We start from the raw sequence: 26,443 nt of genomic DNA, 5'->3' as shown, positions 1-26,443 counted from the left end.
CACGCTGATCTCGCTCCGACCGCCGCCTACCGCACACGGACCGCACACACGCGGACCGCGTGCGCCCGCCGGCGTGCGCCCGCCGGCGTCGCCCGCCGGCCTGTGCCCTCAGCGCAGCGTCGGGGCCAGACCGCCAGGTACGGGTGGGAGGTCGCCGCCCCCATCCGGCTCGGGCGCGCCGGCGGCGAGCCGAACGGGGACGACCCCGGCCCAGTGGGCGAGCGCCAGGTCGGCCTCGTCGTCGATCGGGCCGCCGGTGCGGGCCTTAAGCGCGACATCCGTGCTCGCGGCGACGAGGTCGACGGCGAGTACCGCGGTCGCGGCGAGTTCCTTCTGCGACGGCGGCCGGCACTGCGCGGAACGGTCGGTCCCGACCCGGTCCACCAGCGCGCCGAGTATCCGGGCCTTCTCCTCGGTGTCGGTGACCAGCAGGGCGTCGCCGTGGATGACGACCGATCGGTAGTTCAGCGAGTGGTGGAACGCGGACCGGGCGAGGACGAGGCCGTCGAGCAGTGAGACGGTGACGCACACCGGCAGTGGTTCCGGGCGCGCCGCCGCGAGGATCCGCGCGGCCGTCGAGCCGTGGACGTAGAGGGTGTCCTCGACGCGGGCGTGCAGGGTCGGCAACACGTGCGGACGGCCGTCGACGACGACGCCGACGTGGCAGACGAGCGCCTCGTCGAGCACGGAGTAGGCGGCGGCAGGGCCGGCGACGATGCGGTCACGGAGACGACTGGGGCGCAACATGGCGCCATGGTGGGCTGTGTCGCCGGGCGGCGTCCACGGAATTTCGACATGACGTCACAACCAGCCCAGCCCAACGAAAGCGCTGGTCAACCGCTCGTGATACCGCTTTCCGCGGYCTCCTTGCCCTCCAGGTCGGAGTCGTGCTGCAGCGCGCGCAGCGCCGCCGCGGTCGAGGGGTCGGCAGGGAAGAACGACTCCAGCGCGAGCTCGGCGACGGTGACGTCGACCGGGGTGCCGAAGACCGAGGTCGTGCTGAGGAAGGTCAGCGTCGTTCCCTCGTGCCGGAACCGCAGTGGGACGATGACATCACCGGGCCCGGGCAGTTCCACGAGGGGTTCCGCCTGGTCGCACGGGTACGTCGTGAGCTCGTCGAGCAGCGCGAGAAGCTCCGGGTCGGCGCTCGCGCGCACCTGGCGCCGCAGCCGGCCGAGGATGTGCGCCCGCCACTCCCCCAGGTTCACGATGTGCGGCGCCAGGCCGTCCGGGTGCAGGCTCAGGCGCAGCACGTTCACCGGCGGCTCCAGTAGCCGCGGGTGGGCCTTGCTGGTGAAGACGCCCAGGCTGGCGTTCGACTCGACCAGGTCCCAGCACCGGTCGACGAGCAGCGCGGGGTAGGGCTCGTGACCGCGCAGCAGCTGCCGGGCGGCGGCGAGCACCGGGGCGAGGGGCGCGGCGCCGAGCGGCGTCTCGCGGTAGGCGGGCGCGTGGCCGGCGGCAAGCAGCAGCTCGTTGCGCCGCCGCAGCGGGACGTCGAGGTGCTCCGCCAGCCGCAGCACCATCTCGGCGCTCGGCCGTGATCGCCCGGTCTCGATGAAGCTGAGGTGCCGGGTGGAGATGTCGGCCCCGAGCGCCAGCTCCAGCTGGCTGAGCCGGCGCATCTCCCGCCACCGCCGCATCAGCACCCCGACCGGTTCGTCAGCGGAGTCGCCCGTGGTGGCATCGACACCCGCTCGAATGCTCCTCGACATGGTCCGCGTCGCCATCGCCGTCACCGCCGTCACCGTCCCCTCGAAGGGGTCCTGTCCTGCCAGCCGTTGGCCATCCCGGGCATCTGTTCACCCTTCCATGCCATGACGTCGGCGGGTGGGTGGCAGGAGCATGAGCAGGGCGGCGCTCGCGACCGAGGTGGCGGCGACGTAGCCGATCGACAGGACCAGAGCGTGCGGGTAGGCCTCCGGGCCGCCGGCTCCAGCCCGGCCGGCTCCGGYCGGACCGCCCGAGTGGCCGAGCGCGCCGAAGAAGACGACCCCGACGATCGCGACGCCGAACGCGTTGCCCACCTGCTGCGCCGTCGCGAGCAGCCCGGACGCGGTACCGGCATGCCGCGGCGCGACACCGGCCAGGATGACCCCGATCAGCGGTGCCATCACCAGGCCCATCCCCGCACCAATGATCAACAACGGTGACGTGAGCCACCAGACCGAACCTGTGGTTCCGACGTGGTGGGCGACAAGCGCCAACAGTCCGAGACCGGCCGCCATCGTCAGCGCGCCGGCCGCGAGCGCGGCCCGGCCGAACCCACGGACCAGCGGACCACCGGCGAACGACGTCACCAGGTAGCCGACCGCGAGCTGGGTGAACACCAGGCCGGCGTGCAGCGCCTCCAGTCCCAGCCCGCGCTGCAGGTAGAGCGCGAGGACGAGGAAGAAGGACGCGACACCGGTGAAGAACACCAGGTCCGCGAGGAGACCGATCGTGAAGGCACGCTCCCGGAAGAGAGCCAGGTCGACGAGCGGCATCCGGCCGCGCCGCGTCATCCACCGCTGGTGGCGGCCGAAGACGGCCAGTAGTACGCCGGCGCCGGCGACGCACAGCCAGGTCCACAGCGGCCAGCCGGCCTCCCGCCCCTGCACCAACGGCAGCACGGCCGCGACCAGCGCCGCCGTCGCCAGCGCGGCCCCGACAAGATCCAGCCCCTCGCCACGACCTCCATCGCCACTGCCACTGTGATCGCTGTCGGTCCTCCGCTCGGCGGTGCGGGCCAGCCCGTCGAGGCGGGACTCGCGGATCGCCCTGGGAGCGAGCACGACCACGGCCACGCCGATCGGAACGTTGATCAGAAAGCAGGTCCGCCAACCGAGGCCCGCGACGTCCGCCTGCGTCAGCGCGCCGCCGATGAGCTGGCCGCACGCCGCCGCCATCCCCATGGTCGTCCCGTAGGCGGCGACCGCCCGCGCCCGGTGCGCCCCCACCCGGCCGACGCTGATGATCGAGAGGATCTGCGGGCTCATCAGCGCCGCGGCCAGGCCCTGGGCGACCCGGCCGGCGACCAGCGTCTCGCTGCTGTCCGCGAGCCCGCAGATCGCCGATGCGATCGTGAAGAACACCATCCCGAGGGTGAACAGCCGACGGCGGCCGTAGCGGTCGCCGAGCCGTCCACCGATGACCTGGCCGCAGCCCAGCGCCAGGCCGAAGCCCGCGACCACCCACTGGACCGCCGCCGGGCCCGCGCCCAGGTCGGCCTGCATGGACGGGATCGCGACGTTCACGATGAAGAAGTCCAGAATGATCACAAAGATCCCGGCGAGCAGCACGGGCAACTCGAGCCGCGCCGCGATCCCCGGGTCGCGGCCGGTGCGCGGTTCCCACGGCCCGGCCGCCTGATCCGGTCCCACGGCTGGCACATCCGACGGYCGCACCCCCGGCCGCCGCCCGCGCGGATTCCCCGGCCGAGCCTCCATGGGTGGCGAGGGCCGCGACGGGACCCTGCCTTCCCGGGCCTCTTTCCCGGCCTCTTCCCTGGTCGATGTCAACGGTGCCTCCGAACCTCGAACGGTCAGTGGCACCCACCGTCATCGCCGGGCCGATTCCGGTCGATTACCTCCGGCGTAAGCAGGCGGCCGCGGAGGACCGCGACGCGGCCAGCCGCCGCCGGCGACTGGCCACTGCCGCCGGTGCCCTCGCGGGGCCTGGCACGCGTGGGGCCTGGCACGCGCGGGGCCCGGTATACGCGGGGACCGGTCGGCCGGAGCCGGGGACCGAGGTCGCGGCGCCGGCCTGGCGCGCTGGGAATGCTGGCGGGCCGCTCGTGCTTGAGTGGGGCGAGGCAAACCGACGGAGGAAGGCCGGCCGATGGCGACAGTGGAATTGACCAAGGAGAACTTCGACGAGGTGGTCGGCGGCGAGTCCGATCTCGTTCTGGTCGATTTCTGGGCGTCCTGGTGCGGGCCGTGCCGGATGTTCGGCCCGGTATACGAGCGGGTCTCCGAGAAGTACCCGGACGCGGTGTTCGGCAAGGTCGACACCGAGGCGCAGCAGGAGCTGGCCGCCCATTTCGGCATCTCGTCGATCCCCACGCTGATGATCGTGCGTGACCAGGTCGTGCTCTACTCCCAGCCCGGCGCCCTGCCGGAGGCGACGCTCGAGGACCTCATCAAGCAGGCGAAGGACGTCGACATGGAGAAGGTCCGTGCCGAGGTCGCCGCCGAGCAGGCTGGCGACGCCGTCACCGGCTGAGACGACGAGGCACCGGCCGATCACGCCGCGGATGGCCCGAGGACCGGCCAGATTCCGGGTCTCGGGCCCCGGGCGCTCGGGTGCTCGGGTGCTCGGGTGCTCGGGCGGGCACGTGCCGTCGGCTACTCCGGCCCAAACCCCGCGCCGGCGGCATGACCGTCGGATAACGTCCGGGGACGTGGCGAAAACTCCGAGAATTCGGCCTATCGCACTGGCCGCGGTGCGGCGCGGGGACGATCTGCTGGTGTACGAGGGGAAGGACCGCGCCACCGGCGACCGGATCTTTCGCCCGCTGGGAGGCGGGATCGAGTTCGGGGAGACGGCCGCCGAGGCCGTGCACCGCGAGCTGCGCGAGGAGCTGGGCGCCGAGCTCACGAACGTCGGGCTGCTCGGCGTGCTGGAGAACATCTTCGTGTGGGAAGGCCGGCCGCACCACGAGATCGCCTTCATCTTCGGCGCGGATCTCGTTGACCGCTCGTTCTATGAACGCGACGAGCTGGGCACGGTCCTGGACGCCGACGACGACGAGGTGAGCTGGCAGCCTCTTTCTCAGTTCTCCCAGCCGTCGCCGCCTGTGCCGCTGCTGCCGCCGGGCCTGCTCGGCCTGCTCGGCCGCCGAGAATCGCGGCCGGTACCCGGCGCCGGTGTCCAGGATTCGCTGCCCGACGTCCTGGCGTCCTGGCGTATTGACGTCCAAGGCCTGAGGCCTGAGGCCTGAGGCTCTGGAGAGGAGCGCCGTCCCGTCAGGGGCGCATCACCCGCCAGACGGTGAAGTCGACCGGGATGGAAGTGGCGTGGTCGGGGCGCGAGGTCTCGCTTTCGTCCCAGAACGGCAACGAGGTGACGACGCGCCGCGCGACGACGAGATCGACGCCCGGGATGCGCGGCTCGGTGGCGTCGGAGCCGATGACGAACACGGGCGAGTCCGGGAAGCCGTGCAGGAAGTCCGCGACATAGCCGGGCCAGTCCGCCTCGTCCTCGGGCAGCAGCGCTGACAGCTGGCCCCGGCCAAGCCACAGCGCCGCCGGGAAGAGGTCGCTCTCCGTGAGGCAGCAGGGCTCGCGCGGCCAGAGGTAGACGCCCTCGCGGCCATCGGCCAGCGCGGCGAGCTCGGTGGTCACCGCGAAGCTGCCGCCCATCTCGTCGTGGTGGCGCAGCGGAAGCGACTGCGGCAGGGCGAACGCGAGCAGACCACCGAGCGCCGCGGCCGCTGGCAGGCCGACCATCAGCCGCGCTGGCAGCCGGCGGACGACGAGCGCCGCCAGCGCCACCCCGAGCGCGATCCCGGCCAGGGCGAACAGCCCCGGGAGCGCCACCGGCACGTAGCGGCGCGCCCACCACATCAGCCGCACCGAATTGCGGGTATGCCAGGCGTAGACGGCCAGCAGCGGCAGGGCCGACAGGACGACGGCCCACAGCATGGCGTTCCAGCGACGCAGCGCGACCACGGCCAGGCCCGCGAACGCCAGCAGGAACGCCGGCCAGGACACGAACCAGGCCAGCCGCTCGAGAGACCGCTCGTCATAGGTCCGCTGGCGGCCGAGGCCCTCGAAGTCCTTGTAGTCCGCGCCGAACAGCCGTCCGCGCAGCACACCGAGCGCGAACAGCCCCGCCACGACCAGCAGCACGCCCAGGCCCACGACCAGCTGGATCCGGCGACTCCGCTCCGCCTGGCTGACGGTGCGGCGCTCGCGGCCGGCCTGGCCAGCACGGGCGGCACGGGCGGCACGGGCGGCACGGGCGGCACGGGCGGCACGGGCGGCACGGGCGGCGAACAGCCGTCCGACGGCGGGGCGCGCCAGCAGGCCGGCGGCGAACAGCGCCGCGACGATGCCGGCGATCACAGGCAGATCCGGAATGCCGTTGATGAGGGTGTAGTCACGGTTCGCGTCCGGCGAGTAGGCCTGCCAGAGCGCGTGCGGCAGCACGGCGCCCAGCCCGGCGGCGAAGGCCACCGCGCGCCGATCGAACCGGCGGACCGCGACGAGCACCGCCCCGGCCGCCGCCGCGAGCAGCAGCGTCAGCATCCCGTCGGCGCGGTCCAGGAAGCCGATACCGGCGACAACACCGGCCATAGCCGCCGGAGGCCAGGAACCGCTGGCCAGAGCCAGCACAACCCCTAACAGCGCCCCGGCGAAGAGCATCTGGGCGCTGATCTCCGACGACGGGTACTTGGCCTGCCAGACCTGCAGCATGTTCGTCGAGAGCAGCGCGCCGGTGGCGACGGCGGCGAACAGCCCGGCCGCGTTGGCGAATCGGCCGGACGTCCGGTCGACCAGCCGGAACCAGGCCCAGGTTCGTTCCACTTCCCCGCGCGGGCTGGTCACCTGCTCCGCGGCGGCGGCTCCCGTGGTCGCGGCGGCGTCCTCGGCGCCCGCGCGGTCGGCGCCCGCGCGGTCGGCACCCCCGGCGCGGTCGGCGCGGTCGGCACCCCCAGCGCGGTCGGCGCGGTCGGCACCCCCGGCGGCGCTCCCGGCGCCGGCGGTGCCCGGTGGCGCCGGGCCGCCCAACGCACCGGTGACCGCACGTCGCACGACCAGCGCCAGCGTGCATACCGCGAGCAGGCCGCACAGTGGCCCGACCTGAACGAGGGCACGTTCGCCGCCGATATCCGCGGCCGTCGCCAGCAGCGCCGGCCACAGCGCGTAGAACTGCGGCACGATGACGTCGCCGTGGGATACCCATACTCCCGGGAATCGCGCTCCGGGAGAGGCCATTTCCACTTTTGACACCCGGGCGGGGTCGGACGCCGGATCGCGCAGGGAATATCCCCCCGTCCGGGCGATTTCCAGGCCGTGCGCCACATAGCCGCCGGGGTCCTTGTCCGCGGCGCCGTAGGCGAAACCAGGAAAGAAGAAAAAGCCCGCGAGCGCGGCGATCCCGGCGATCACCACGAGCCCCGCGGGATCGACACGGATTCGCACCCGCCGCCGCCGATCGGTACCAGGAACCCCATCGGCGGCGATGGTCTCTCCGCGTTTCTCACCCTCCTCAGGCCCCTCGGCGGCCGACCTCCGGGGAGGGCTGCGGCGCGCGGCGCTCAGCATCCGCCGGCCGAGGACCGCGCCGGCCACCGCCACCGGCACGCAGGCCGTGGTGACCGCGACCGCCGTTAGGCTGTGCGCGCCAAGGTCGGCGAGCGCCAGCGAGACCCAGGCGACCAGTGACACGACCAGCACCAGGCCGCCCACGATCACCTCGGACAGCCATACCGTCGCCGGCCGGGCCTCACCCCGATCATCCGATGGCACAGAGACGCCCCCGTCCGCCTCCGGCACAACCAGAGAGGCCATATCGGCACATTAACGCGCTTATATGCCGATGGACCCATGTCTTTCGTTAAGAGAGCCCTCTCCTCCGCTGACGGCGGTTCGATGCGACGCTCGAAAGTGCCGGGATATCGCGCGGCGCCGACGACCGACGGATATGATCACCGACTGTCATACCGGCGCCACTCTTCAATACCCACGGACGCAACCCGCCAGCCATCGATGACTACGGAAAGTAGTCGATCGGCAGATACTGGCGCCGCCCACGGCGAAGCCGGAAACCCCCGTACCCCCAGCTGATCGCTAATGCCGCGACAGGTCGGTAAGTCAGTAGGTCAGCGGGCCGACGGTGACGCCGGCCTCGCGGGCGGCGCGCCCGACGCGGGCGTGCAGTTCGGCGCTCGCCGTCGTCACGAGCTYGGACGGCGGCTGCGACGCGTCGTAGACGGACCGCCCCCCGACGTAGACCCGCTTGAGGTTGCGCAGGCCRCAGGCGAACACATAGGTCGCGTAGACGTCCCAGATCGGGCCGGTATCCGGCTGGCGCGGGTCGACGACGAGGAAGTCCGCCTGCTTGCCGACCTCCAGGCTGCCGATCCGGTCGGCGACGCCGAGGACCTCGGCCGAGCCGAGGGTGTGCATCCGCAGCATCTCGCGCGGCATGAGCACCTTGGCGTCGGAATGCAGGGCGCGCAGGGTGTAGATGCCGATCCGCATGTTCTGGAACGGGTCGGAGATGTCGGTGCAGGACTGGTCGTCGAGACCGACACCGATCCGGATTCCGGCGGCGCGCAGCCGCGGGATGTCGGCGATTCCGGAGCCGAGCCGGCCGTTCGACGTCGGTTGCCAGACCATCCCGGCGCCCTTCGCCGCCGCCTTGTCGACCATTTCGTCCGTCGGGTGGACGAAATGGCCGAACAGGAAACGCGGCCCCAGCGCCCCGGCCTCGTCATACCAGGCGAACTTGGCCCGCTGCTGCTCGATCGCCTCCGCCGTCTCGACGAAGTGAGCCTGGTTGATGACGGTGTGGCGGCGCATCAGCTCGGCCTCCAACGCGGCGCTGCGCGGCGAGCTGGCCCACTGCACCGCGCCGAACACCGCCGTGCCGAGGTTGAGCGGGGCGGGGACCCTGGCCTCGGCGTAGCCGGCGATCTGGGCGAAGGTGTCGAGCACCTGCGCCTCGTCGAACGCCTCATCGTCGAGGCGGACCGCCGACATCACCCGGATCCCGGCGTCGGCGCCCGCGTCGACCTGGCGGGTGACGAAGTCGACCGGCTGGATCCGGCCGGGCAGCGCCTTGTTCGCGTGCTGGTCGTACTCCCAGAGCACCCGGCTCTGGGTGAAGTTGAACGCGGACGTGATGCCGTTCTCGGCGAAGTCCAGGCAGCCGTGCAGCGTGAACCAGTACAGGTCCTCGACGCCGGCGCCGGCCAGCACGGCCATGTTCTCCGCCAGCCAGCCGTAGAGCGTCTCGCCGACGCCGAGACCGCGCAGCCCCGACATGAACAGGTGACTGTGCGCCGAGATGAAACCGGGTGCGACGATCGCGCCGCCCGCGTCGAGCACGGTCCCGCCCGCGGCGGAGCCGGCCGCCGCGCCCATGCCGCCGCTCGGGCTGGCGTCGCCGCTCAAGCCGTCCGACGGCGCTTCGGCCGGCGGATCGCCCGCCCCGATGGCGGTGATCGTGCCGCCGGCGTCGACGGTGAACCACCCGAGGAAGGGCTCCTGCCCGTCCACCATGGTCACCAGCAACGCGTTGACGACCGTCAACGCGACCGACCCCGCGATGTCGTCCGCCTTCATGCCGCCTCCTCGGACTCGCGCGACCTGGCAGGATCCGCCGACCACGGACCGCCGATCGTGGAGCACCGGCCGTGGAGCACCAACCCGCGCGCCCCACCCATCCCGCTCCGACGGGACGGGACGCTACCCAGCCGGTGTTACAGCGCCCGGCCAGTTGTTACGGCTGGCCACGGAACACCGCGCCGACGCCGCGGAAGGCGGAAAGTCGCCGACGGCGCCGACGGCGCCGACGGCGCCGACGGCACGGATCCAGGCATCGTCATCGGTCATCCGTCCAGGGAGGACCCGACTCCGGCCGAGCGGTCCGCCGTTTTCCCCGCGCGGTTACCCCTGCTGGCCCTGCTCGACGGTGCGGGCGAGGATGCCGAGGGTGGCGCGCAGGCCGGCCTCGGGAATGATCGGGAAGATCCCCTTGCCGCGATAGGCCTCGTGGATCCTGCTCCAGTCGTAGTACGAGGTGACCAGGGTGCCGGTCTCCTTGGGCTCCAGCCGGTAGCCGTAGATGTGGCCGATCGGCGGCTGAATCAAACCGGAGATCGTCCACTCGATGTGGGCGTCCTGCTCGTACTCGGTGATGATGACGGTGACGTCGTACTTGCCGAGCGGGATGTCGTTCAGCGATTCGCGGTCCATGTGCACGACGAACGTGTCCCCGACCTCGTCCACCGGCGCGCCGGCGCTGGACTGCAGCATCCCGGAGCTGTCGATCGTCACATGGCCCTTCGGGTCACGCAGTACCGCGAAGATCTTCGAGGCCGGCGCCTCGATCTGGCGAGCCACCTCGAAGCGTTCCGGCTCGGTCTCGGCCTCAGCCACGTCGGTCTCCCTCACGTCCGGCACCCTTCCCCATCTCCGCGCCCGCCCTGAGGGCCCGGCCCCGCGAGAACGCGCGGCACCGCGAAATGGTCCTAACACCCGCGATCCAATGCCGTCCACCGATGCCGTCCGCCGGCGCCGGATCCACGTCGACGGCCCTTCGCCCGGATCGACCGGTCAGCGCAGCTCCTTGCGCCAGACGACCTTCAGGCCGGACCAGTCGGTGTCGAGGGCGGCGACCTTGATGTCCACCAGGCCCCGCGGGAGGGCGACCTCGCGGATGAGGTTCTCCGTGACGTCGCTGTGGTGACCGGCCGCGCGGCGGGGCCAGGCGATCCACAGCGCACCCGCCGGATGGATCGTCCGGGCGAACCCCGAGACAGCGGAGGTCAGGTCCGGGGGCGTCCGGCAGAAGGCGACGACGACGTCGGCCCGCCCAGCGTCCGGCGGTGGGTCGGGCGGGCCGCCCGTCACCGAGGGCGGCTCGGTCAGGTTCGAGACCGTCACTCCCGCTGGGAGGGCCGGAATCACCCAGCCGTCCGGCGCGGCGCACAGGACGACCAGATGGCCGGCCTTCACGCCCACCTTGCGGACCAGCGGCGTGCCCGAATAGCCAGCCTGGGAAGCACTCATGGAACCAGTCTGATCCGACCGGCGCCTGCTTCAGGCCGGCCACCGGCATCTCGCCCACGGATTTGGCCAGTTGTGGCGTCTCTGGCGAGGAGGACTGGTCCAGCAGGGCGCTGGGACCCCGATCGAGGTGGGGTTGTCCCGACCGTGGCGGGCGGTCTGGGCCCATGGTGCGGATCTGGGTCGGCAGGGCAGGCTGGTAGGCGTGGAAGTCGATCGTGCGCAAGACGAGACCCCGACGCCTGGCCGGCTGGAGCCGGACGTCTCAGAGCACAGCGCCTCAGAGCACAGTGACGTCATACCCGCCGGCTCCGAGCCTGACAGCCAGGCAACCTTCGCGGCGGCCGGCGTCGGACCCGAACCCGCCGATGACGACCTTGATGACGCGGACGCCGCCCCCGTCGATGACGACCGCTACGACACGGACGCCGACGACGACGCCGACAGCCCGTCGCGGTTCGACGCGGTGAGCTCGGCCGCGGTGGACATGTCGAAGACGTCGGCGCGCGGCTCCGCACCCACCGACGCGCGGCCCACCAACACGAGGCCCACCGACACGAGGCTCACCGCCGCGCCGCCCGCATCCGCCGCTTCCGCATCCGCCGCCTACCCGGCCGGCGGGGCCGCGCCCGCCGCCAAGGCGCCCGCTCCGGCGCGCGAGGGCATCCCGCTCATGGGGCTCGGGGCGCGCGCGTGGAAGCAGGTCGCGTTCCAGCTGCTGAACCTGCCGCTCGGGATCGCCGGGTTCGTCTGCATGGTGACGTTGCTCAGCGTCGGCAGCGGGCTGGCGATCACGATCATCGGATTGCCGCTCCTCGCCATCGCGCTGGCGGTCTGCCGGGCGTGGGGGCGGGTCGACCGGGCACGGGCGCGGGCGCTGCTTGGCCTCCAGATCGCGTCGCCGTCGAAGATGCCTGTTCGTGAGAGCGGCTTCTTCGGCTGGCTCTTTACTCGGCTGGCCGACCCCGTCGGCTGGCGCAGTGCCCTTTACCTGCTGATCCGACTGCCCTGGGGAATCATCTCCTTCTCCGTGACGCTCACCCTGCTGTTCGCCTTCTGGCCGGTGGTCCCGTACGTCGTCTACGGCTTCGCCGCGGTCGACCGGGCGATGATCTCGGCCCTGCTGTCGCCGTCCAGCGCGACAGAGCGGCGGATCCGGGAGCTGGAGGCGCGCAGGGAGACGATGGTCGGCGCGGCCGCTGACGACCGCCGCCGGATCGAGCGAGACCTGCATGACGGCGCCCAGGCCCGGYTCGTCGCCCTCGCCATGGATCTGGGCCTCACCAAGGAGCGGATGGCCCAGGATCCCGAGGYGGCGGCCCAGATGATCGAGCAGGCGCATGGCGAGGTCAAGGTCGCTCTGCGCGAGCTGCGCGACCTCGCCCGCGGCATCCACCCCGCGATCCTCACCGAGCGCGGTCTCGGCGCGGCGCTCACGAACGTGGCCGGGCGGTGCACCGTGCCGGTGACGGTGAGCGTCGACCTGCCGAGCCACCGCCCGTCGGCGGCCGTCGAGGGTCTCGTCTACTTCACCGCGTCCGAGCTGTTGACCAATATCAGCAAGCACAGCGGTGCCCGGGCGGCATCTATCCGGCTGACCCGCGCCGGCGACCGGCTCGAGCTCACCATCACCGACGACGGCCGCGGCGGAGCCACGGTCACTCCCGGAGGTGGGCTGGCGGGCCTCGCCGAGCGCGTCCGCGCGATGGACGGCAGGTTCACCCTGACCAGCCCACCCGGCGGCCCCACCGTCGCGACCGCTCGCCTTCCCTGGCAGGACGCGGGCTCCGACCCGGGCTCGTCCGGGAAGGAGGCCAAGCGGGCGGCCCAGGAGGCCAGGCACGAAGCCAGGCATGAGCGCCAGGACGCGCGGCGCGCGGCCCAGGAGGTGCGCCACGCGCAACGAGACGCTGATCGGGAGGCCGATCGGGAGGCCGCTCAGCGCGGAGACGCCTGATGGTCACCGTCAGGCGTCCGGGACGCGAGCGGCGAGTATTCACGCTCCGTTGACGCGCTCGGCGGGAAAGATGTCGTGGGGCGCTGCTACCCGGGGGACAAGCCGGGTAGCAGCGAGTCCGATGTACTCATTCGGTTAGCGGTGGTAAGGCCGGACGGGTGCGAGGCCCGTCTCAGTTCACCGCGTACCCGCTGAGGCCGCCGCCGGCGATCGTCTTGATGCCGCTCAGGCCGGTGACCCGGGCCGGGGTCGAGCGGTTGGTGGTGGTGCCGTTCCCAAGCGCGCCACCGGCGCCGGATCCCCAGGCCCACACAGTGCCGTTACCGCGCAGCGCATACCCGGTGTAGGCGCCGGCCGCGATGGCGGTGACCCCGGTCAGGCCGGAGACCTGCACCGGGGTCGGGCTGTTCGTCGTGGTGCCGTCACCAAGCTGGCCTTCGTAGTTGTACCCCCACGCCCAGACCGTGCCGTCCGCGCGCAGCGCATACCCGCTGTTGCTGCCGGCCGCGATGGCGATGATCTGGGTCAGGCCGGCGACCGGCACCGGGGTCAGTCTGTTAGTCGTGGTGCCGTCACCAAGCGCGCCGAAGCTGTTGGATCCCCAGGCCCAGACCGTGCCATCACTGCGCAGCGCATATCCCCGGTAGACACCGCCGGCGACGGCGGTCACATCGGTCAGGCCGGAGACCTGCACCGGGGTCGGGCTGTCCGTCGTGGTGCCGTCACCAAGCGCGCCGGCGTTGTTGAACCCCCAGGCCCAGGCGGTCCCGTCGCTGCGCACCGCGTACCCGGTGTGCAGACCGCCGGCGACGGCGGTCACATCGGTCAGGCCGGAGACCTGGACCGGGGTCGAACGGTCGATGGTGGTGCCGTCGCCGACGGCGCCGTGGTTGTTCAGCCCCCACGCCCAGGCGGTCCCGTCGCTGCGCACCGCGTACCCGTTGTGGGCGCCGGCCCCGACGGCGACCACATCGACCAGGTCGCTGACCTGCACCGGGGTCAGGCGGTCGGTGGTGGTGCCGTCACCGAGCTCGTTGTGTGAGTTGTCACCCCAGGCCTGGACGGCGCCGTAGGCCATCGCGTACCCGGTGCTCTCGCCGGCCGCGACGGCGGTGATTTCGTCTATGACCGCGGTCTGGACTGGCGTCAGGCGGCCCGTGGTCGTGCCGTCGCCGAGCTGGCCCTGGYCGTTGGCGCCCCAGGGCAGTACAAGGCCGGGCCCCGAGTCTTCGACCTGGACAGAAGACCCCAGGAGTGCCGGCGCCGGTCTTTCCCCTGCCAGGACCGCCGGCCCGGGCGCGGCGGCTGTCGCGGCCGTGGGCAGGACGATCACCCCTGCGACGGCCAGCACCGTCGAGCACATCCCTGTTCGCCATTGTCGCTGAGACATGTCTGCTCTTTCTGCCTGAAGGACGGGCCACAACCCCCCGCGGCCACTCTGCGCACTATTTCTGGTACACAGAGTATTGCCAGCGAGCGGATATGTTGACCAAGCGTGCCCGTGTTGCACTAGCGTRTCGTCGCCCAGCCGAGGCGAGACGGCCAGAACCCGGCTACAGCCCCCATCGCGAACGGTCGATGACGCGGCGTGATCACGGTGAGCCCGGCGGCTCGTCCGGCCAGATGCCGGGGCGGCGGGTTCGCCTGGCAGGTCCAGGTGATCGCCAGGTGCGACGGGCGGAGCACACAGGAGCGGGTAAGACGTCACGTCGGACTCGGCGGGGCCGGTGGCCCGGCCGACGACACCGCCGCCCGGCCGCTCGCCGGCGAGAGCGGGCGCCAGGCATCAGGTGGGACCGAGACGTAACGCATCACCTGGGATCGGACAACGCGTGTCGGGGAGATCGTCGCCAATTATCTGTACGACCCAAATCCGCCGGTGACCTACAGGCGCCTCCCGATAACGCTTAGCGCCTGACAGATCTCCACCCCCGCCCCGTCGAGCAACCTCGATCCTCTTCCACATCGCCTGACAATGAATATTTTTTGGTCACGGTCCCGCCGAACACCGGCCGTGCCCCGGGACACACGGTCAGGCCGGGTCGTAAAAGCGGTGTAGAAACCCAGGTGGAGGCCGTCAACAGGGCGTCAACAGGGATCGCATCCCTCCGAGGCCGCCCCATGATGTGACAGCGGTCCCGAGACCGGGACGATTCATTCCGGCCGGGGCAGATCTCGCCCGGCCACACCGTTCCAGTGGGTTTGCCCCCTACGGAAGGCAGATCCAGAAAGTGGGCTTCAAGCCATGTCCGACCTGGTCTTCGTCGCGGTGGTGATCGCGTCTTTCATCGTGCTCGCGATCATTGCCCGCGGGGTGGAGAGACTATGAGCGCCGAGAATCTCGCCGGCCTCATCCTCGTCGTGGCCGTCGCCGGCTACCTGGTGGCCGCGCTGCTCTTCCCGGAGAGATTCTAAATGAGCGCCGGCTGGGCCGGGGTCCTCTTCGTCGCCACGCTCGTGGTGGCACTCCGCCTCGTCTACCGCCCGTTCGGGGACTACCTCGCCCACGTGTACACGAGCCCGCGTGACACCCGGGCGGAACGCGTCGTCTACCGCCTCGTCGGCGTCAGCCCCCGCTCCGAGCAGCGGTGGCCGGTGTACCTGCGCTCCGTGCTGGCGTTCTCGGCCGTCGGCGTCCTGTTCCTCTACGGGTTCCTGCGGCTGCAGAACCACCTGCCGCTGAGCCTCGGCCTGCCGGCGATGGAGCAGGGCCAGGCGTTCAACACCGCGGTCAGCTTCGTCACGAACACGAACTGGCAGTCGTACTCGGGCGAGTCGGCCGTCGGGCACCTCGTCCAGATGGCGGGGCTCGCGGTACAGAACTTCGTGTCGGCCGCGGTCGGCATGGCGGTCGCGGTGGCGCTGGTGCGTGGGTTCGCCCGGTCCCGCCCAGGGCCGAAGGGGGTGCGGGAATCTTCTTCCTTCGCACCTCCGGAGGTCTCGGACAGCGGCGTTGCCACTCTGGGGAACTTCTGGGTGGACCTGACCCGCGGCACGCTGCGGGTGCTGCTGCCGATCAGCTTCGTCTTCGCGATCGTGCTGGTCGCCGGCGGCGCGATCCAGAACCTGCACGGCGCCCGGACCTTCTCCACCGTCGTCGGCGGCCAGCAGACGATCACCGGCGGGCCGGTCGCGAGCCAGGAGGTCATCAAGGAGCTCGGCACGAACGGCGGCGGGTTCTACAACGCGAACTCGGCGCACCCCTTCGAGAACCCGGCCTCGTGGACGAACTGGATCGAGATCTTCCTGATCCTGGTGATCCCGTTCAGCATGCCCCGGATGTTCGGGAAGTTGGTYGGCAACGTCCGCCAGGGCCTGGCGATCGTCGCGGTCATGGCGGTGCTGGCCATCGGCAGCCTCGCGGTCAACGCGGGATTCCAGATGGCCCATCACGGCACCGTCCCCCAGGCCGTCGGCGCGTCCACCGAGGGTCTGGAGAGCAGATTCGGAGTGCCGCAGTCGGCGACGTTCGCCTCGGCGACGACCCTGACGTCGACGGGCGCGGTCAACTCCTTCCACGACTCGTACACCAGCATTTCCGGCGCGACGCTCATCCTGAACATGGCGCTGGGGGAGGTCGCGCCCGGCGGTGTCGGCTCCGGCCTCTACGGAATGCTCATGCTCGCCGTGGTCGCGGTGTTCATCGCGGGGCTGATGATCGGCCGAACACCGGAGTATCTCCAGAAAAAGATCGGCACGCGAGAAATCAAGTTCGCCGCCCTCTACCTGCTGGCGACGCCCGCGGTCGTGCTGATCGGCACCGCGGTGGCGATGGCGCTTCCCGGCGAGCGCGCGTCGATGCTCAACTCCGGGGCGCACGGCCTCTCCGAGGTGCTGTATGCCTTCACGTCCGCCGGCAACAACAACGGCTCGGCGTTCGCCGGCATCTCGGTGAACACCACCTGGTACAACACGGCGCTCGGCCTCGCGATGTTGTTCGGCCGGTTCCTGCCGATCGTGCTGGTACTCGGGCTGGCCGGCTCCCTGGCCGCGCAGCGCCCGGTGCCGGTCTCGGCGGGGACGCTGCCCACGCACCGTCCGCAGTTCGTCGGGATGCTCGCCGCTGTCGCGCTGATCCTCGTCGCGCTCACCTACTTCCCGGCGCTCGCGCTCGGCCCGCTCGCCGAAGGAATCCACCAGTGAGCAGTGACGGTGCCGGATCACACCCCGACGGAACCACGTCGCCTCCTCAGACAACCGCGATGGAAAAGGCCATGAAGACAGGTGACACGCCCGCCAGCGGCGGTGGTGGCGTGCGCGGCGCGACCAGCCCGCGCGACGCGGCCCGCGCGCACGGGACGCACGGCACCAACAGCACCCGCAGCACCCGCGGGGCTGACGGCACGCACAGGGCTGACGGCTCGCATGGAGCGGACGGCACGCATGGAGCGGACGGCTCGCGCAGGCCGCCGCGGCGGGCCGGTGGGCTGTTCGACCCGGCGCAGCTGGTCCGCTCGCTGCCGGAGGCGGCCGGCAAGCTGGACCCGCGGACACTGTGGCGCAACCCGGTGATGTTCGTCGTCGAGATCGGCGCCGTGTTCTCGACGGTACTGGCGATCGCCGACTCGACGGTGTTCGCCTGGCTTACCGTCGCCTGGCTCTGGCTGACCGTGCTGTTCGCGAACCTCGCCGAGGCCGTCGCCGAGGGCCGCGGCCGGGCGCAGGCCGACACTCTGCGCCGCACCCGGACCGACACCGTGGCCCGCCGGCTGGCTGGCTGGCGCGTGGGCGCCCCGGTCGACCCGACCCGAGCCGAGCGGGTGCCCGCGCCCGAGCTGCTGCTCGGCGATCACGTCGTCGTCGAGGCCGGCGAGGTCATCCCCGGCGACGGGGACGTCGTCGCCGGCGTCGCGAGCGTGGACGAGTCCGCGATCACCGGCGAGTCGGCGCCCGTCATCCGCGAGTCCGGCGGCGACCGGTCGTCGGTCACCGGCGGTACGAAGGTCCTCTCCGACCAGATCGTCGTGCGGATCACCCAGAAGCCGGGCCAGAGCTTCATCGACCGGATGATCCGGCTCGTCGAGGGCGCCAGCCGGCAGAAGACGCCGAACGAGATCGCGCTGAACATCCTGCTGGCGAGCCTGACCATCGTGTTCCTGCTCGCGGTGGCCACGCTGCAGCCGCTGGCGATCTTCTCCCGCGCCCAGCATCCGGGCGTCGGCGACACCAATGCCCTCGATGCCCACGGCGTCACCGGGATCGTCCTGGTCGCGCTGGTGGTCTGCCTGATCCCGACGACGATCGGCGCGCTGCTCTCGGCGATCGGCATCGCCGGCATGGACCGGCTGGTGCAGCGCAACGTGCTGGCGATGTCCGGCCGGGCCGTCGAGGCCGCGGGCGACGTCAACACGCTCCTGCTGGACAAGACCGGCACGATCACCCTTGGAAACCGGCAGGCGTCGGAGTTCCTCCCGTTCGGAGGGATCACGCCCGACCTGCTGGCGGACGCGGCGCAGTTGTCGTCACTGGCCGACGAGACGCCCGAAGGCCGCTCCATCGTCGTTCTGGCCAAGGAGCGGCACGGGCTGCGGGAACGTAGCCCCGGCGAGCTCGGACACGCCCGGTTCGTCCCCTTCACCGCGCAGACCCGGATGTCCGGCGTCGACCTGACCGACAGCGCCGGTGACGGGACCGGCGCCGGTGACGGCCCCGTGACCGGTAGCGGGTCCAGGACCGGCGCAGGGTCCGGTACCAGAGCCGGAGCGGACGGGGTGTACGTGCGCCGAGCGATCCGCAAGGGCGCCGCCGCGGCCGTGCTGCACTGGGTGCACGAGGAGGGCGGCACGGTCCCGGGTGGTGTCCGGGAGGCCGTCGACGAGATCGCGGCGACCGGGGGCACGCCGCTGGTCGTCGCCGAGCGGGTCGCGCCGGCGCCCGGCGTCGCCGGCGAGCCCAAAACCCGCGTCCTCGGCATCATCCAGCTGAAGGACATCGTCAAGCAGGGCATGCGCGAGCGGTTCGACGAGCTTCGGGCCATGGGCATCCGGACCGTGATGATCACGGGTGACAACCCGCTCACCGCGAGGGCCATCGCGGACGAGGCCGGCGTCGACGACTTCCTGGCCGAGGCCACGCCCGAGGACAAGATGGCCCTGATCAAGCGGGAGCAGGCGGGCGGCAAGCTGGTCGCGATGACCGGCGACGGCACGAACGACGCCCCGGCCCTCGCCCAGGCCGACGTCGGCGTCGCCATGAACACCGGCACCTCCGCCGCCAAGGAGGCCGGGAACATGGTCGACCTCGACTCGAACCCGACGAAGCTCATCGAGATCGTCGAGATCGGCAAGCAGCTGCTCATCACCCGCGGCGCCCTGACCACCTTCTCGATCGCCAACGACGTCGCCAAGTACTTCGCGATCATCCCCGCGATGTTCGCCGCGATCTACCCGGGCCTCGACAAGCTGAACGTCATGCGGCTGGCGAGCCCGGAGTCCGCGATCCTGTCCGCCGTCATCTTCAACGCGCTGATCATCATCGTGCTGGTCCCGCTCGCCCTGCGCGGCGTGCGCTACCGGCCAGCCAGCGCGTCCTCGATGCTGCGCCGCAACCTGCTCGTCTACGGAGTCGGCGGCCTCGTCGCCCCCTTCCTCGGCATCAAGATCGTCGACTTGATCATCCAGTTCGTCCCGGGGATTTGACATGGTCATCCGACTTCCGAGCTGGGCCCGCCAGCACCTCGCCGCGCTGYGCGCCCTGCTCGTACTCACCGTCATCTGCGGACTCGCCTACCCGCTCGCGATCCTCGCGGTGGCCCAGATTCCCGGGCTGCACGGCAGGGCCGAAGGCTCGCTCATCAAGGCATCGGACGGCACCGTCGTCGGCTCGCGGCTCATCGGCCAGCTGACCACCGACGCCGACGGCAACCCGCTGCCCGGCTACTTCCAGCCGCGGCCGTCGGCCGCCGGCGACGGCTACGACCCGACGTCGACCAGCGCGTCGAACCTCGGGCCGGAGGACATCGTCGACACCCCGGACGACCCGGCGACCGCGCAGGACGACAGTGGCCAGAGCCTGCTCACCCAGGTCTGCGCGCGCAGCAAGGCGGTCGGCGAGGCGGACGGGGTCGACGGCTCGCGGCCGTACTGCACGCCGTCCGGCGTCGGCGCGGTACTCGCCGTGTTCTACGCCGAGCAGGGCTACCAGGGCGCGGTCACCCGGGTCGTCAGCGTCAACGAGGTCTGCCCGGCCACGCCGTTCCAGGCCACCTACGACGGCGTCGCGGTGAGCTGCCGCGAACCGGACGAGGACATCGCGCCCGGCAGGATCGTGCCGATCCGGGGCAACGCCCCGGCGACGCCCGCCGTCCCCGCCGACGCCGTCACCGCCAGTGGCAGCGGTCTCGACCCGGGCATCTCGCCGGCCTACGCCCGCCTCCAGGTCGCGCGGGTAGCCCACGACCGCGGCGTCGACCCGGCCGTCGTCACGAGACTGGTCGACGAGCACACCACCGGGCGGGCCCTGGGGTTCATGGGTGAGCCGACGGTCAACGTCGTCGAGCTGAACTCCGCCCTCGACCGCGCCAGCAGGCCCTCCGCCCGCGCGGCCGGCTGACCCGGGCGAATAGATGATCGCCGCGAGGGTATGTGCGCCGACGTGGCAGTCCCCAGTGGTCCCGTTCCCGGCGCGGCGCGCGGCGGCGAGGCGGCCGGCGAGTGAGCGTAGAGACCATGCGTCGGGAGTGGGGGTGTCAACAAACCGTTAACAAGGATCTTCGGAGGCATCCGCCGACCCCACGATGGGACACGACCAGGACCACTGTGCCGGATGGGCCGAGCCAGCTGGCCCGACGGCGACGGTCGCCGGGCGGCGGAGTGCGACGGAGGTACCGGTGACGGCGCGGCCAAGGATTCCTGGAAGCGCGCCGGACAGGACGGGCCCTCCCGCCCGGGCGACCCTGGGCGGGAGGGCCGACCCGCCAGCGCCGGAAGGCGAGGCCGGCGCCGAGGGCGAGGCCGGCGCCGAGGGCGAGGCCGGCGCCGAGGGCGCGGCCGCGCCGCCGACCGGACACGCGCGGCCGGACGAGCAGGCACGGGCCGACGGGCAGGCGCGGCCGGACGAGCCGCCGACCCGGGGAGCCCGCTACCGGCAGGATCTGCGGAAGTGGCTGCTGCAGGGGCTGGCGGACCAGTCGAAGCAACATTCGGGCCCGCACACCCAGCCGACCGAGGAGCACCGGCGGCACCGCTGGTGGCGGGTCATGTGCCTGACCGGCGTCGACTACTTCTCCACGCTCGGCTACCAGCCGGGCATCGCGGTGCTCGCCGCCGGAGCGGTCAGCCCGATCGCGACGCTGGTGCTCGTGCTGCTCACCCTGTTCGGGGCGTTGCCGGTGTACCGGCGGGTGGCACACGAGAGCCCGCACGGCGAGGGCTCGATCGCCATGTTGGAGCGCTTCCTGCCGTGGTGGGCGGGCAAGCTGCTGGTGCTGGCACTGCTCGGCTTCGCCGCCACCGACTTCATCATCACGATGACCCTGTCGGCGGCGGACGCGACCGCCCACATCGTCGAGAACCCGTACACCCCGAGCGTCCTGCACGGAGAATCGATGATCATCACGCTGGTGCTGCTCGCGTTGCTGGGAGCGGTGTTCCTGCGCGGTTTTACCGAGGCCGTGGGCCTGGCGGTCATCCTCGTCGTGATCTACCTGTCGCTGAACGCCGTGGTCGTGGCCGTGTCCCTCGCCAAGGTCGTGGGCGAGCCGCACGTCATCAGCGACTGGCACCAGCTGCTCGTCAACGAGCATCCCAACCCGTTCCTGCTCGTCGGGTTCGCGCTGATCGTGTTCCCCAAGCTGGCGCTGGGCCTGTCCGGCTTCGAGACCGGCGTCGCCGTGATGCCGTTGATCAAGGGCGACCCCGACGACACCGAGGCGCGCCCACGCGGCCGCGTCCGGGACGCCCGCCGGCTGCTCACCACCGCCGCCTTGATCATGAGCGTGTTCCTGCTCAGCACCAGCCTGGTGACGGTCTGGCTGATCCCGGAGAAGAACTTCGACCCCGGTGGGCCGGCCAACGGCCGCGCGCTCGCCTACCTGGCCCACGACCTGCTCGGCGGCGCGTTCGGCACCGTCTACGACGTCAGCACCATCTCGATCCTCTGGTTCGCCRGCGCGTCCGCGATGGCGGGCCTGCTCAACCTCGTCCCGCGCTACCTGCCCCGGTACGGCATGGCCCCGAGCTGGACCCGGGCCGTCCGCCCGCTGGTGCTGATCTTCGTCGGGATCGGTTTTCTCATCACCTGGGTGTTCGACGCGAGCGTTGACAAGCAGGGCGGGGCGTACGCGACCGGTGTGCTGGTGCTCATCACGTCGGCCTCGCTCGCCGTCACGCTGTCGTGCATGCGGCGCGACGCGGACGGCCGCCGCTCCACCCGACGGATGGTCGCCTTCGGCCTGATCACGGCGGTCTTCATCTACACGACGATCGCGAACATCTTCGAACGGCCGGACGGCCTGATCATCGCGTCGATCTTCATCATCACGATCCTGCTCGTCTCGTTCGCCTCCCGCTCGGTGCGCGCGTTCGAGCTGCGGGTGACCGACATCAGGATGGACGACACCGCCCGCCGGTTCGTGGACGAGGCCGCCTGCCCCGGCCACGACGGCGAGCCGGCCGGGAACCTGCGGCTGGTCGCGAACGAGCCCGACTCCGGGGACGAGGCCGAGTACCGCGACAAGGAGGCGCAGGTCCGCCGGGACGCCCACGTGCCCGCCGGCGACCCGCTGCTGTACGTCGAGGTCTCGATCACGGACGCGTCCGAGTTCGAGAGCGCGCTGTCGATCATGGGTGTCGACCGGCACGGCTACCGGGTGCTGCGGCTGACCAGCTCGTCGGTCCCGAACGCCATCGCCGCGCTGCTGCTCCACCTGCGCGACCTCACCGGCGCGCGCCCACACATCTACTTCGAGTGGACGGAAGGGAATCCATTCACGAACTTCCTGCGCTTCCTGGTCTTCGGCGTCGGCGAGGTCGCCCCGATCACCCGCGAGGTGCTGCGCGAGGCTGAGCCGGACCGTTCGCGCCGCCCCGCCGTCCACGTGGGCTGACCCGATGACGACAAGCGCCGCCGACGGGCCGCGGCGGGGAAGGCTACGCATCTACCTGGGCGCGGCGCCCGGGGTCGGCAAGACCTACGCGATGCTCTCCGAGGGGCGCCGGCGGGCCGGGCGCGGCACCGACACCGTGATCGGCCTGGTCGAGACCCACGGCCGCCCGCTCACCGCCGACATGTCCGAGGGCTTCGAGACCGTCCCCCGGCGGGTCCTGCGGCACCGGGGCAGCGAGTTCACCGAGATGGACGTCGACGCGGTGATCGCCCGCCGGCCGGCGCTCGCGCTCGTCGACGAGTACGCGCACACCAACGTTCCCGGCTCCCGCAACGCCAAGCGCTGGCAGGACGTCGAGGAGCTGCTCGCCGCCGGCATCGACGTCGTCACCACGCTCAACATCCAGCACCTGGAGTCGCTGAACGACGTCGTCACGACGATCACCGGGGTGCCGCAGCGGGAGACGGTCCCCGACGCCGTCGCCCGGGCCGCCGACCAGGTCGAGCTGGTCGACATGGCCCCCGAKGCGCTGCGCCGCCGGATGGCGCACGGCAACGTCTACGCCGCCGACAAGGTCGACGCCGCGCTGGCGAACTACTTCCGGGTCGGGAACCTCACCGCGCTGCGCGAGCTCGCCCTGCTCTGGGTCGCCGGCCAGGTCGAGGAACAGCTCGACAGGTACCGCGCCGACCACGGCATCACCGCCACCTGGGAGGCCAGGGAGCGGGTCGTCGTCGCGCTCACCGGCGGGCCCGAGGGCGACACCCTGATCCGGCGCGCGGCCCGCATCGCCGCGCGCTTCCCCGGCGGCGGGGACCTGCTGGCCGTCCACGTCAGCCGCCCGGACGGCCTGGTCAGCGGCGCGGACCCGGCGGCGCTCGCCCGCCAGCGCGACCTGGTCGAAAGCCTCGGCGGCAGCTACCACCAGGTCCTCGGCGACGACGTCGCGACCGCGCTGCTCGACTTCGCCAGGGCCGAGAACGCCACCCAGCTCGTCCTCGGCGCGAGCCGGCGTGGCCGTCTCGCCCAGGTGCTCAGCCGCGGCGTCGGCGTCACGACGACCGCCCGCTCGGGCTCGATCGACGTCCATCTCGTCACCCACGAGCGGTCGAGCGCCGCCAGCGGCCGCGGGCGGCCCACCGGCGAGGAGCCCACGGACGGCGGACGGCCCGCGCCACCCGGCGCGTCCGGCCACGGCCGCCACCACGGCCGCGGTGGCGGTGGCGGTGGCGAACACCGGGTCATGTACCGACGCCAGCTGGCCGGGTTCGCGCTGGCCGCGGTCACGATCGTGCCGCTCACGGCGGTGGGGACGGCGACCCGTTCCGCCCTGAACCTGACGTCCGACATGCTGCTCTACCTGCTCGTCGTGGTGGCGRCGGCGGTCGTCGGCGGGATCTGGCCGGCGCTGGCCGCGGCGGTCGTCTCGTCGCTGCTGCTGAACTACTACTTCACTCCGCCGCTGCACCACTGGACGGTCGCCGAGCACAACAACACGTTCGCGCTGGTGGTGTTCGTCGCGGTCGGGGTCGCGGTCAGCCGGGTCGTCGACCTGGCCCGCCGGCGCTCCGGCCAGGCCGCCCGGGCGAGCGCCGAGGCGGAGACCCTGGCCACGCTCGCCGGCACCGTGCTGCGCGGCGAGCACCCGCTGCCCGCGATCCTCGAACGGGCGCGCGAGAGCTTCGGGATGACGTCCGTCGCGCTGCTCGAGTCCTACTCGCCCGACGAGGACTCGCGGGGCGGGCCGGCGCGGCCGGCGGCGACGGCCGGCCCGGCCGCGGAGCCGGCGCAGGCGAGGACGGGGCGGGAGCGCTGGCGGGTCGTCGCGTCGGTGGGGCACCGGCCGTGCACGCGGCCGTCGGAGGGCGAGGTCGAGGTGCCGGCCGGTCACCGGTTCACCCTGGCGCTGCGCGGCCGTCCGCTCCCGGCCGCCGACCGGCGGCTGCTCGCCGCGTTCGCCGCCCAGGCGGCGACCGCCGCCGAACGCCACCGGCTCGCCGAACAGGCCGCGAGCGCCAGGCCGCTCGCGGAGGCCGACCGGGTCCGCTCCGCGCTGCTCACCGCCGTCGGGCATGACCTGCGGGCGCCGCTGGCCGCCGCGAAGGCGGCCGTCACGGGGCTGCGCGCCCAGGACGTCGACTGGTCGGACGAGGAGCGCGCCGAGCTGGTCGCGACGGCGGACGAGTCGCTCGACCGGCTGACGGCGCTGGTGGAGAACCTGCTGGACATGAGCCGGCTGCAGGCCGGGGTGCTGTCGGTGTTCCCGCGGGCGGTCCACGCCGAGGACGTCGTCGCGCTCGCGCTCGACGGCATCGGCCCGGACGCGACCGGGGTCCGCATCGGCGCCGAGTCCGCGGATCATGGCCGCGGCGAGATCGGCGACGTCGGCGAGATCGGCGACGTGCCCGAGGTGCCGGAGATCCGGGCCGACCCGGTGCTGCTGGAGCGGGTGGTCGCGAACGTCGTCGCGAACGCGATCCGGTTCTCGCCGGCCGGGACCCCGCCGCTGATCACCACKAGCGCGCTCGGCGGGCGGGTGCAGATCCGCGTCGTCGACCGCGGGCCCGGCGTGCCGGAGGCCGACCGGGACGCCATCTTCCAGCCGTTCCAGCGCCTCGGCGACACCGACAACACCACCGGCACCGGCCTCGGCCTCGCGCTCTCCCGGGGCCTGATCGAGGCGATGGACGGCACACTCACCCCGGAGGACACCCCTGGCGGCGGCCTGACGATGGTCATCGACCTCCCCGCCGACCCCGACGGCGGTCTCCGGATCGAGAACGGGTCAGGGCCACACGACGGAGCAGGGCCACACTACGGAGCAGGGCCGGACGACGGAGCAGGGCCGGACGACGAGCCAGGGCCCGGCTCGGCGGCGGGCGGCGGAGACGCCGGGGGCGTCCGATGACGCGGGTGCTGATCGTCGACGACGAACCGCAGATCCTGCGCGCGATGCGGATCAACCTGCGGGCGCGCGGCTACGAGGTCGTCGTCGCCGACACCGGCGCGGGTGCCCTCTCGGCCGCCGCGTCGGCCGTCCCGGACATCGTCATCCTGGACCTCGGCCTGCCGGACATGGACGGCGTCGAGGTCATCCACGGCCTGCGAGGCTGGACCCGGGTGCCGATCGTCATCCTGTCCGGCCGCGCCGAGAGCCGCGACAAGGTCGGCGCCCTCGACGCCGGCGCCGACGACTACATCACCAAGCCGTTCGGCATCGACGAGCTGCTGGCCCGGCTGCGCGCGGTCGCCCGCCGCGGCGGCGAGCAGGGGGCGAGCCCGATCGTCCGCTTCGGCCGCGTCACCGTCGACCTCGCGGCTCACCGCGTCACCCGCGCCTGGCCCGCCGCCGACGGCACGGACGGCCCGCTCGGCGCGGACGGGCGCGTTTCGCCCGGCAGCGGTGCCGGTGGCGACGTGGGCGACGTGGGCGACGGTGCCGCTGGCGAGGAGCGGGTCGACGAGGTCCACCTGACAAAGACCGAATGGGGTCTGCTGAGGGTGCTGGTCAGCCATCCGGGCAAGCTCGTCACCCAGCGCCAGCTGCTGACCGAGGTCTGGGGCGCGCGGTACGAGACCGAGACCCACTACCTGCGCACCTACCTCAACCGGCTGCGCCAGAAGCTCGAGGACGACCCGGCCCGCCCCCGCCACCTGCTCACCGAACCCGGCATGGGCTACCGCTTCCAGCCTTAGGCCCTGCGGGCGCCAAAGGCAGCG

Annotated in this window: 18 protein-coding genes; 10 read left to right on the top strand and 8 right to left on the bottom strand. The window is 72.1% G+C overall.

What is annotated here, in order from left to right; genetic code table 11:
- Positions 1-108: 108 nt before the first annotated feature.
- From BL253_RS27060 to BL253_RS27050, 3 genes are all read right to left on the bottom strand, one after another.
- Entirely contained in the window at positions 109-747 is a 639-nt protein-coding gene (locus BL253_RS27060; RefSeq protein WP_076820125.1) for a pyridoxamine 5'-phosphate oxidase family protein, read from the bottom strand.
- 86 nt (positions 748-833) lie between these two features.
- Positions 834-1,730 carry a helix-turn-helix domain-containing protein gene (locus BL253_RS27055; protein WP_076820154.1) on the bottom strand — a complete coding sequence of 299 codons (897 nt, stop codon included), beginning with the start codon at positions 1,728-1,730 and terminating at the stop codon, positions 834-836.
- A gap of 72 nt (positions 1,731-1,802) precedes the next feature.
- Entirely contained in the window at positions 1,803-3,362 is a 1,560-nt protein-coding gene (locus tag BL253_RS27050; protein ID WP_241835189.1) for an MFS transporter, read from the bottom strand.
- Between the two features lie 457 nt (positions 3,363-3,819).
- Here BL253_RS27050 and trxA point away from each other — a divergent pair, with 457 nt between their 5' ends.
- Entirely contained in the window at positions 3,820-4,203 is a 384-nt protein-coding gene (gene trxA / locus BL253_RS27045; RefSeq protein ID WP_076820123.1) for a thioredoxin, read from the top strand.
- Positions 4,204-4,234: 31 nt separating this feature from the next.
- Positions 4,235-4,921, top strand: a complete 687-nt coding sequence (locus BL253_RS27040) for an NUDIX hydrolase (RefSeq protein ID WP_274535251.1) — start codon at positions 4,235-4,237, stop codon at positions 4,919-4,921.
- A 25-nt stretch (positions 4,922-4,946) separates the two neighbouring features.
- On the opposite strand, the gene BL253_RS41400 is transcribed toward BL253_RS27040, so the two are convergent.
- The 4 genes from BL253_RS41400 to BL253_RS27020 all read right to left on the bottom strand — a co-directional run bounded on the left by BL253_RS41400 (position 4,947) and on the right by BL253_RS27020 (position 10,724).
- A complete protein-coding gene (locus BL253_RS41400) occupies positions 4,947-7,496 on the bottom strand; it encodes a hypothetical protein (RefSeq protein WP_131831583.1) in 2,550 nt (849 codons plus the stop codon).
- Between the two features lie 303 nt (positions 7,497-7,799).
- On the bottom strand, positions 7,800-9,275 hold the full coding sequence (locus tag BL253_RS27030; RefSeq protein ID WP_076820121.1) for an amidohydrolase family protein: 1,476 nt from the start codon (positions 9,273-9,275) through the stop codon (positions 7,800-7,802).
- A 324-nt stretch (positions 9,276-9,599) separates the two neighbouring features.
- The gene (locus BL253_RS27025) at positions 9,600-10,091 is read right to left on the bottom strand and encodes an SRPBCC family protein (RefSeq protein WP_076820153.1); all 492 of its coding nucleotides are present in this window, start codon (positions 10,089-10,091) and stop codon (positions 9,600-9,602) included.
- Positions 10,092-10,268: 177 nt separating this feature from the next.
- Positions 10,269-10,724 (bottom strand): DUF3052 family protein, encoded by a 456-nt coding sequence (locus BL253_RS27020; protein ID WP_076820120.1) that lies wholly within the window; start codon positions 10,722-10,724, stop codon positions 10,269-10,271.
- Positions 10,725-10,926: 202 nt separating this feature from the next.
- Here BL253_RS27020 and BL253_RS27015 point away from each other — a divergent pair, with 202 nt between their 5' ends.
- Positions 10,927-12,678, top strand: a complete 1,752-nt coding sequence (locus BL253_RS27015; protein ID WP_241835187.1) for a sensor histidine kinase — start codon at positions 10,927-10,929, stop codon at positions 12,676-12,678.
- 172 nt (positions 12,679-12,850) lie between these two features.
- Here the strand turns inward: BL253_RS27015 and BL253_RS27010 are convergent, their stop codons facing one another.
- On the bottom strand, positions 12,851-14,068 hold the full coding sequence (locus tag BL253_RS27010) for an RCC1 domain-containing protein (RefSeq protein WP_076820119.1): 1,218 nt from the start codon (positions 14,066-14,068) through the stop codon (positions 12,851-12,853).
- Between the two features lie 935 nt (positions 14,069-15,003).
- On the opposite strand from BL253_RS27010, the gene kdpF reads away from it, so the two are divergent.
- From kdpF to BL253_RS26970, 7 genes are all read left to right on the top strand, one after another.
- A complete protein-coding gene (kdpF, locus tag BL253_RS39615; RefSeq protein WP_081438734.1) occupies positions 15,004-15,093 on the top strand; it encodes a K(+)-transporting ATPase subunit F in 90 nt (29 codons plus the stop codon).
- Positions 15,094-16,821 (top strand): potassium-transporting ATPase subunit KdpA, encoded by a 1,728-nt coding sequence (gene kdpA, locus BL253_RS26995; protein WP_076820116.1) that lies wholly within the window; start codon positions 15,094-15,096, stop codon positions 16,819-16,821.
- A gap of 71 nt (positions 16,822-16,892) precedes the next feature.
- Entirely contained in the window at positions 16,893-19,316 is a 2,424-nt protein-coding gene (gene kdpB, locus BL253_RS26990) for a potassium-transporting ATPase subunit KdpB (RefSeq protein ID WP_241835186.1), read from the top strand.
- A gap of 1 nt (position 19,317) precedes the next feature.
- A complete protein-coding gene (locus BL253_RS26985; protein WP_076820115.1) occupies positions 19,318-20,229 on the top strand; it encodes a potassium-transporting ATPase subunit C in 912 nt (303 codons plus the stop codon).
- 541 nt (positions 20,230-20,770) lie between these two features.
- On the top strand, positions 20,771-22,723 hold the full coding sequence (locus BL253_RS26980) for an APC family permease (RefSeq protein ID WP_076820151.1): 1,953 nt from the start codon (positions 20,771-20,773) through the stop codon (positions 22,721-22,723).
- Positions 22,724-22,727: 4 nt separating this feature from the next.
- Positions 22,728-25,631, top strand: a complete 2,904-nt coding sequence (locus tag BL253_RS26975) for a sensor histidine kinase (protein ID WP_081438733.1) — start codon at positions 22,728-22,730, stop codon at positions 25,629-25,631.
- Positions 25,628-26,419, top strand: a complete 792-nt coding sequence (locus BL253_RS26970) for a response regulator (RefSeq protein ID WP_076820114.1) — start codon at positions 25,628-25,630, stop codon at positions 26,417-26,419. The genes BL253_RS26975 and BL253_RS26970 overlap by 4 nt, the downstream gene beginning before the upstream one ends.
- Positions 26,420-26,443: the final 24 nt, after the last annotated feature.

It is taken from the genome of Pseudofrankia asymbiotica (assembly GCF_001983105.1).
Taxonomy (GTDB): Bacteria; Actinomycetota; Actinomycetes; order Frankiales; family Frankiaceae; genus Pseudofrankia; species Pseudofrankia asymbiotica.
This window is presented reverse-complemented; position numbering and strand designations above follow the sequence as displayed.

Excerpts from the sequence above, each read along its gene's own strand:
- BL253_RS41400 (WP_131831583.1), bottom strand. The coding sequence starts at position 7,496 with ATGGCCTCTCTGGTTGTGCCGGAGGCGGACGGGGGCGTCTCTGTGCCA.
- trxA (WP_076820123.1), top strand. The coding sequence starts at position 3,820 with ATGGCGACAGTGGAATTGACCAAGGAGAACTTCGACGAGGTGGTCGGC.
- BL253_RS27060 (WP_076820125.1), bottom strand. The coding sequence starts at position 747 with ATGTTGCGCCCCAGTCGTCTCCGTGACCGCATCGTCGCCGGCCCTGCC.
- BL253_RS27040 (WP_274535251.1), top strand. The coding sequence starts at position 4,235 with ATGGCCCGAGGACCGGCCAGATTCCGGGTCTCGGGCCCCGGGCGCTCG.
- kdpB (WP_241835186.1), top strand. The coding sequence starts at position 16,893 with ATGAAGACAGGTGACACGCCCGCCAGCGGCGGTGGTGGCGTGCGCGGC.
- BL253_RS27020 (WP_076820120.1), bottom strand. The coding sequence starts at position 10,724 with ATGAGTGCTTCCCAGGCTGGCTATTCGGGCACGCCGCTGGTCCGCAAG.
- kdpF (WP_081438734.1), top strand. The coding sequence starts at position 15,004 with ATGAGCGCCGAGAATCTCGCCGGCCTCATCCTCGTCGTGGCCGTCGCC.
- BL253_RS26970 (WP_076820114.1), top strand. The coding sequence starts at position 25,628 with ATGACGCGGGTGCTGATCGTCGACGACGAACCGCAGATCCTGCGCGCG.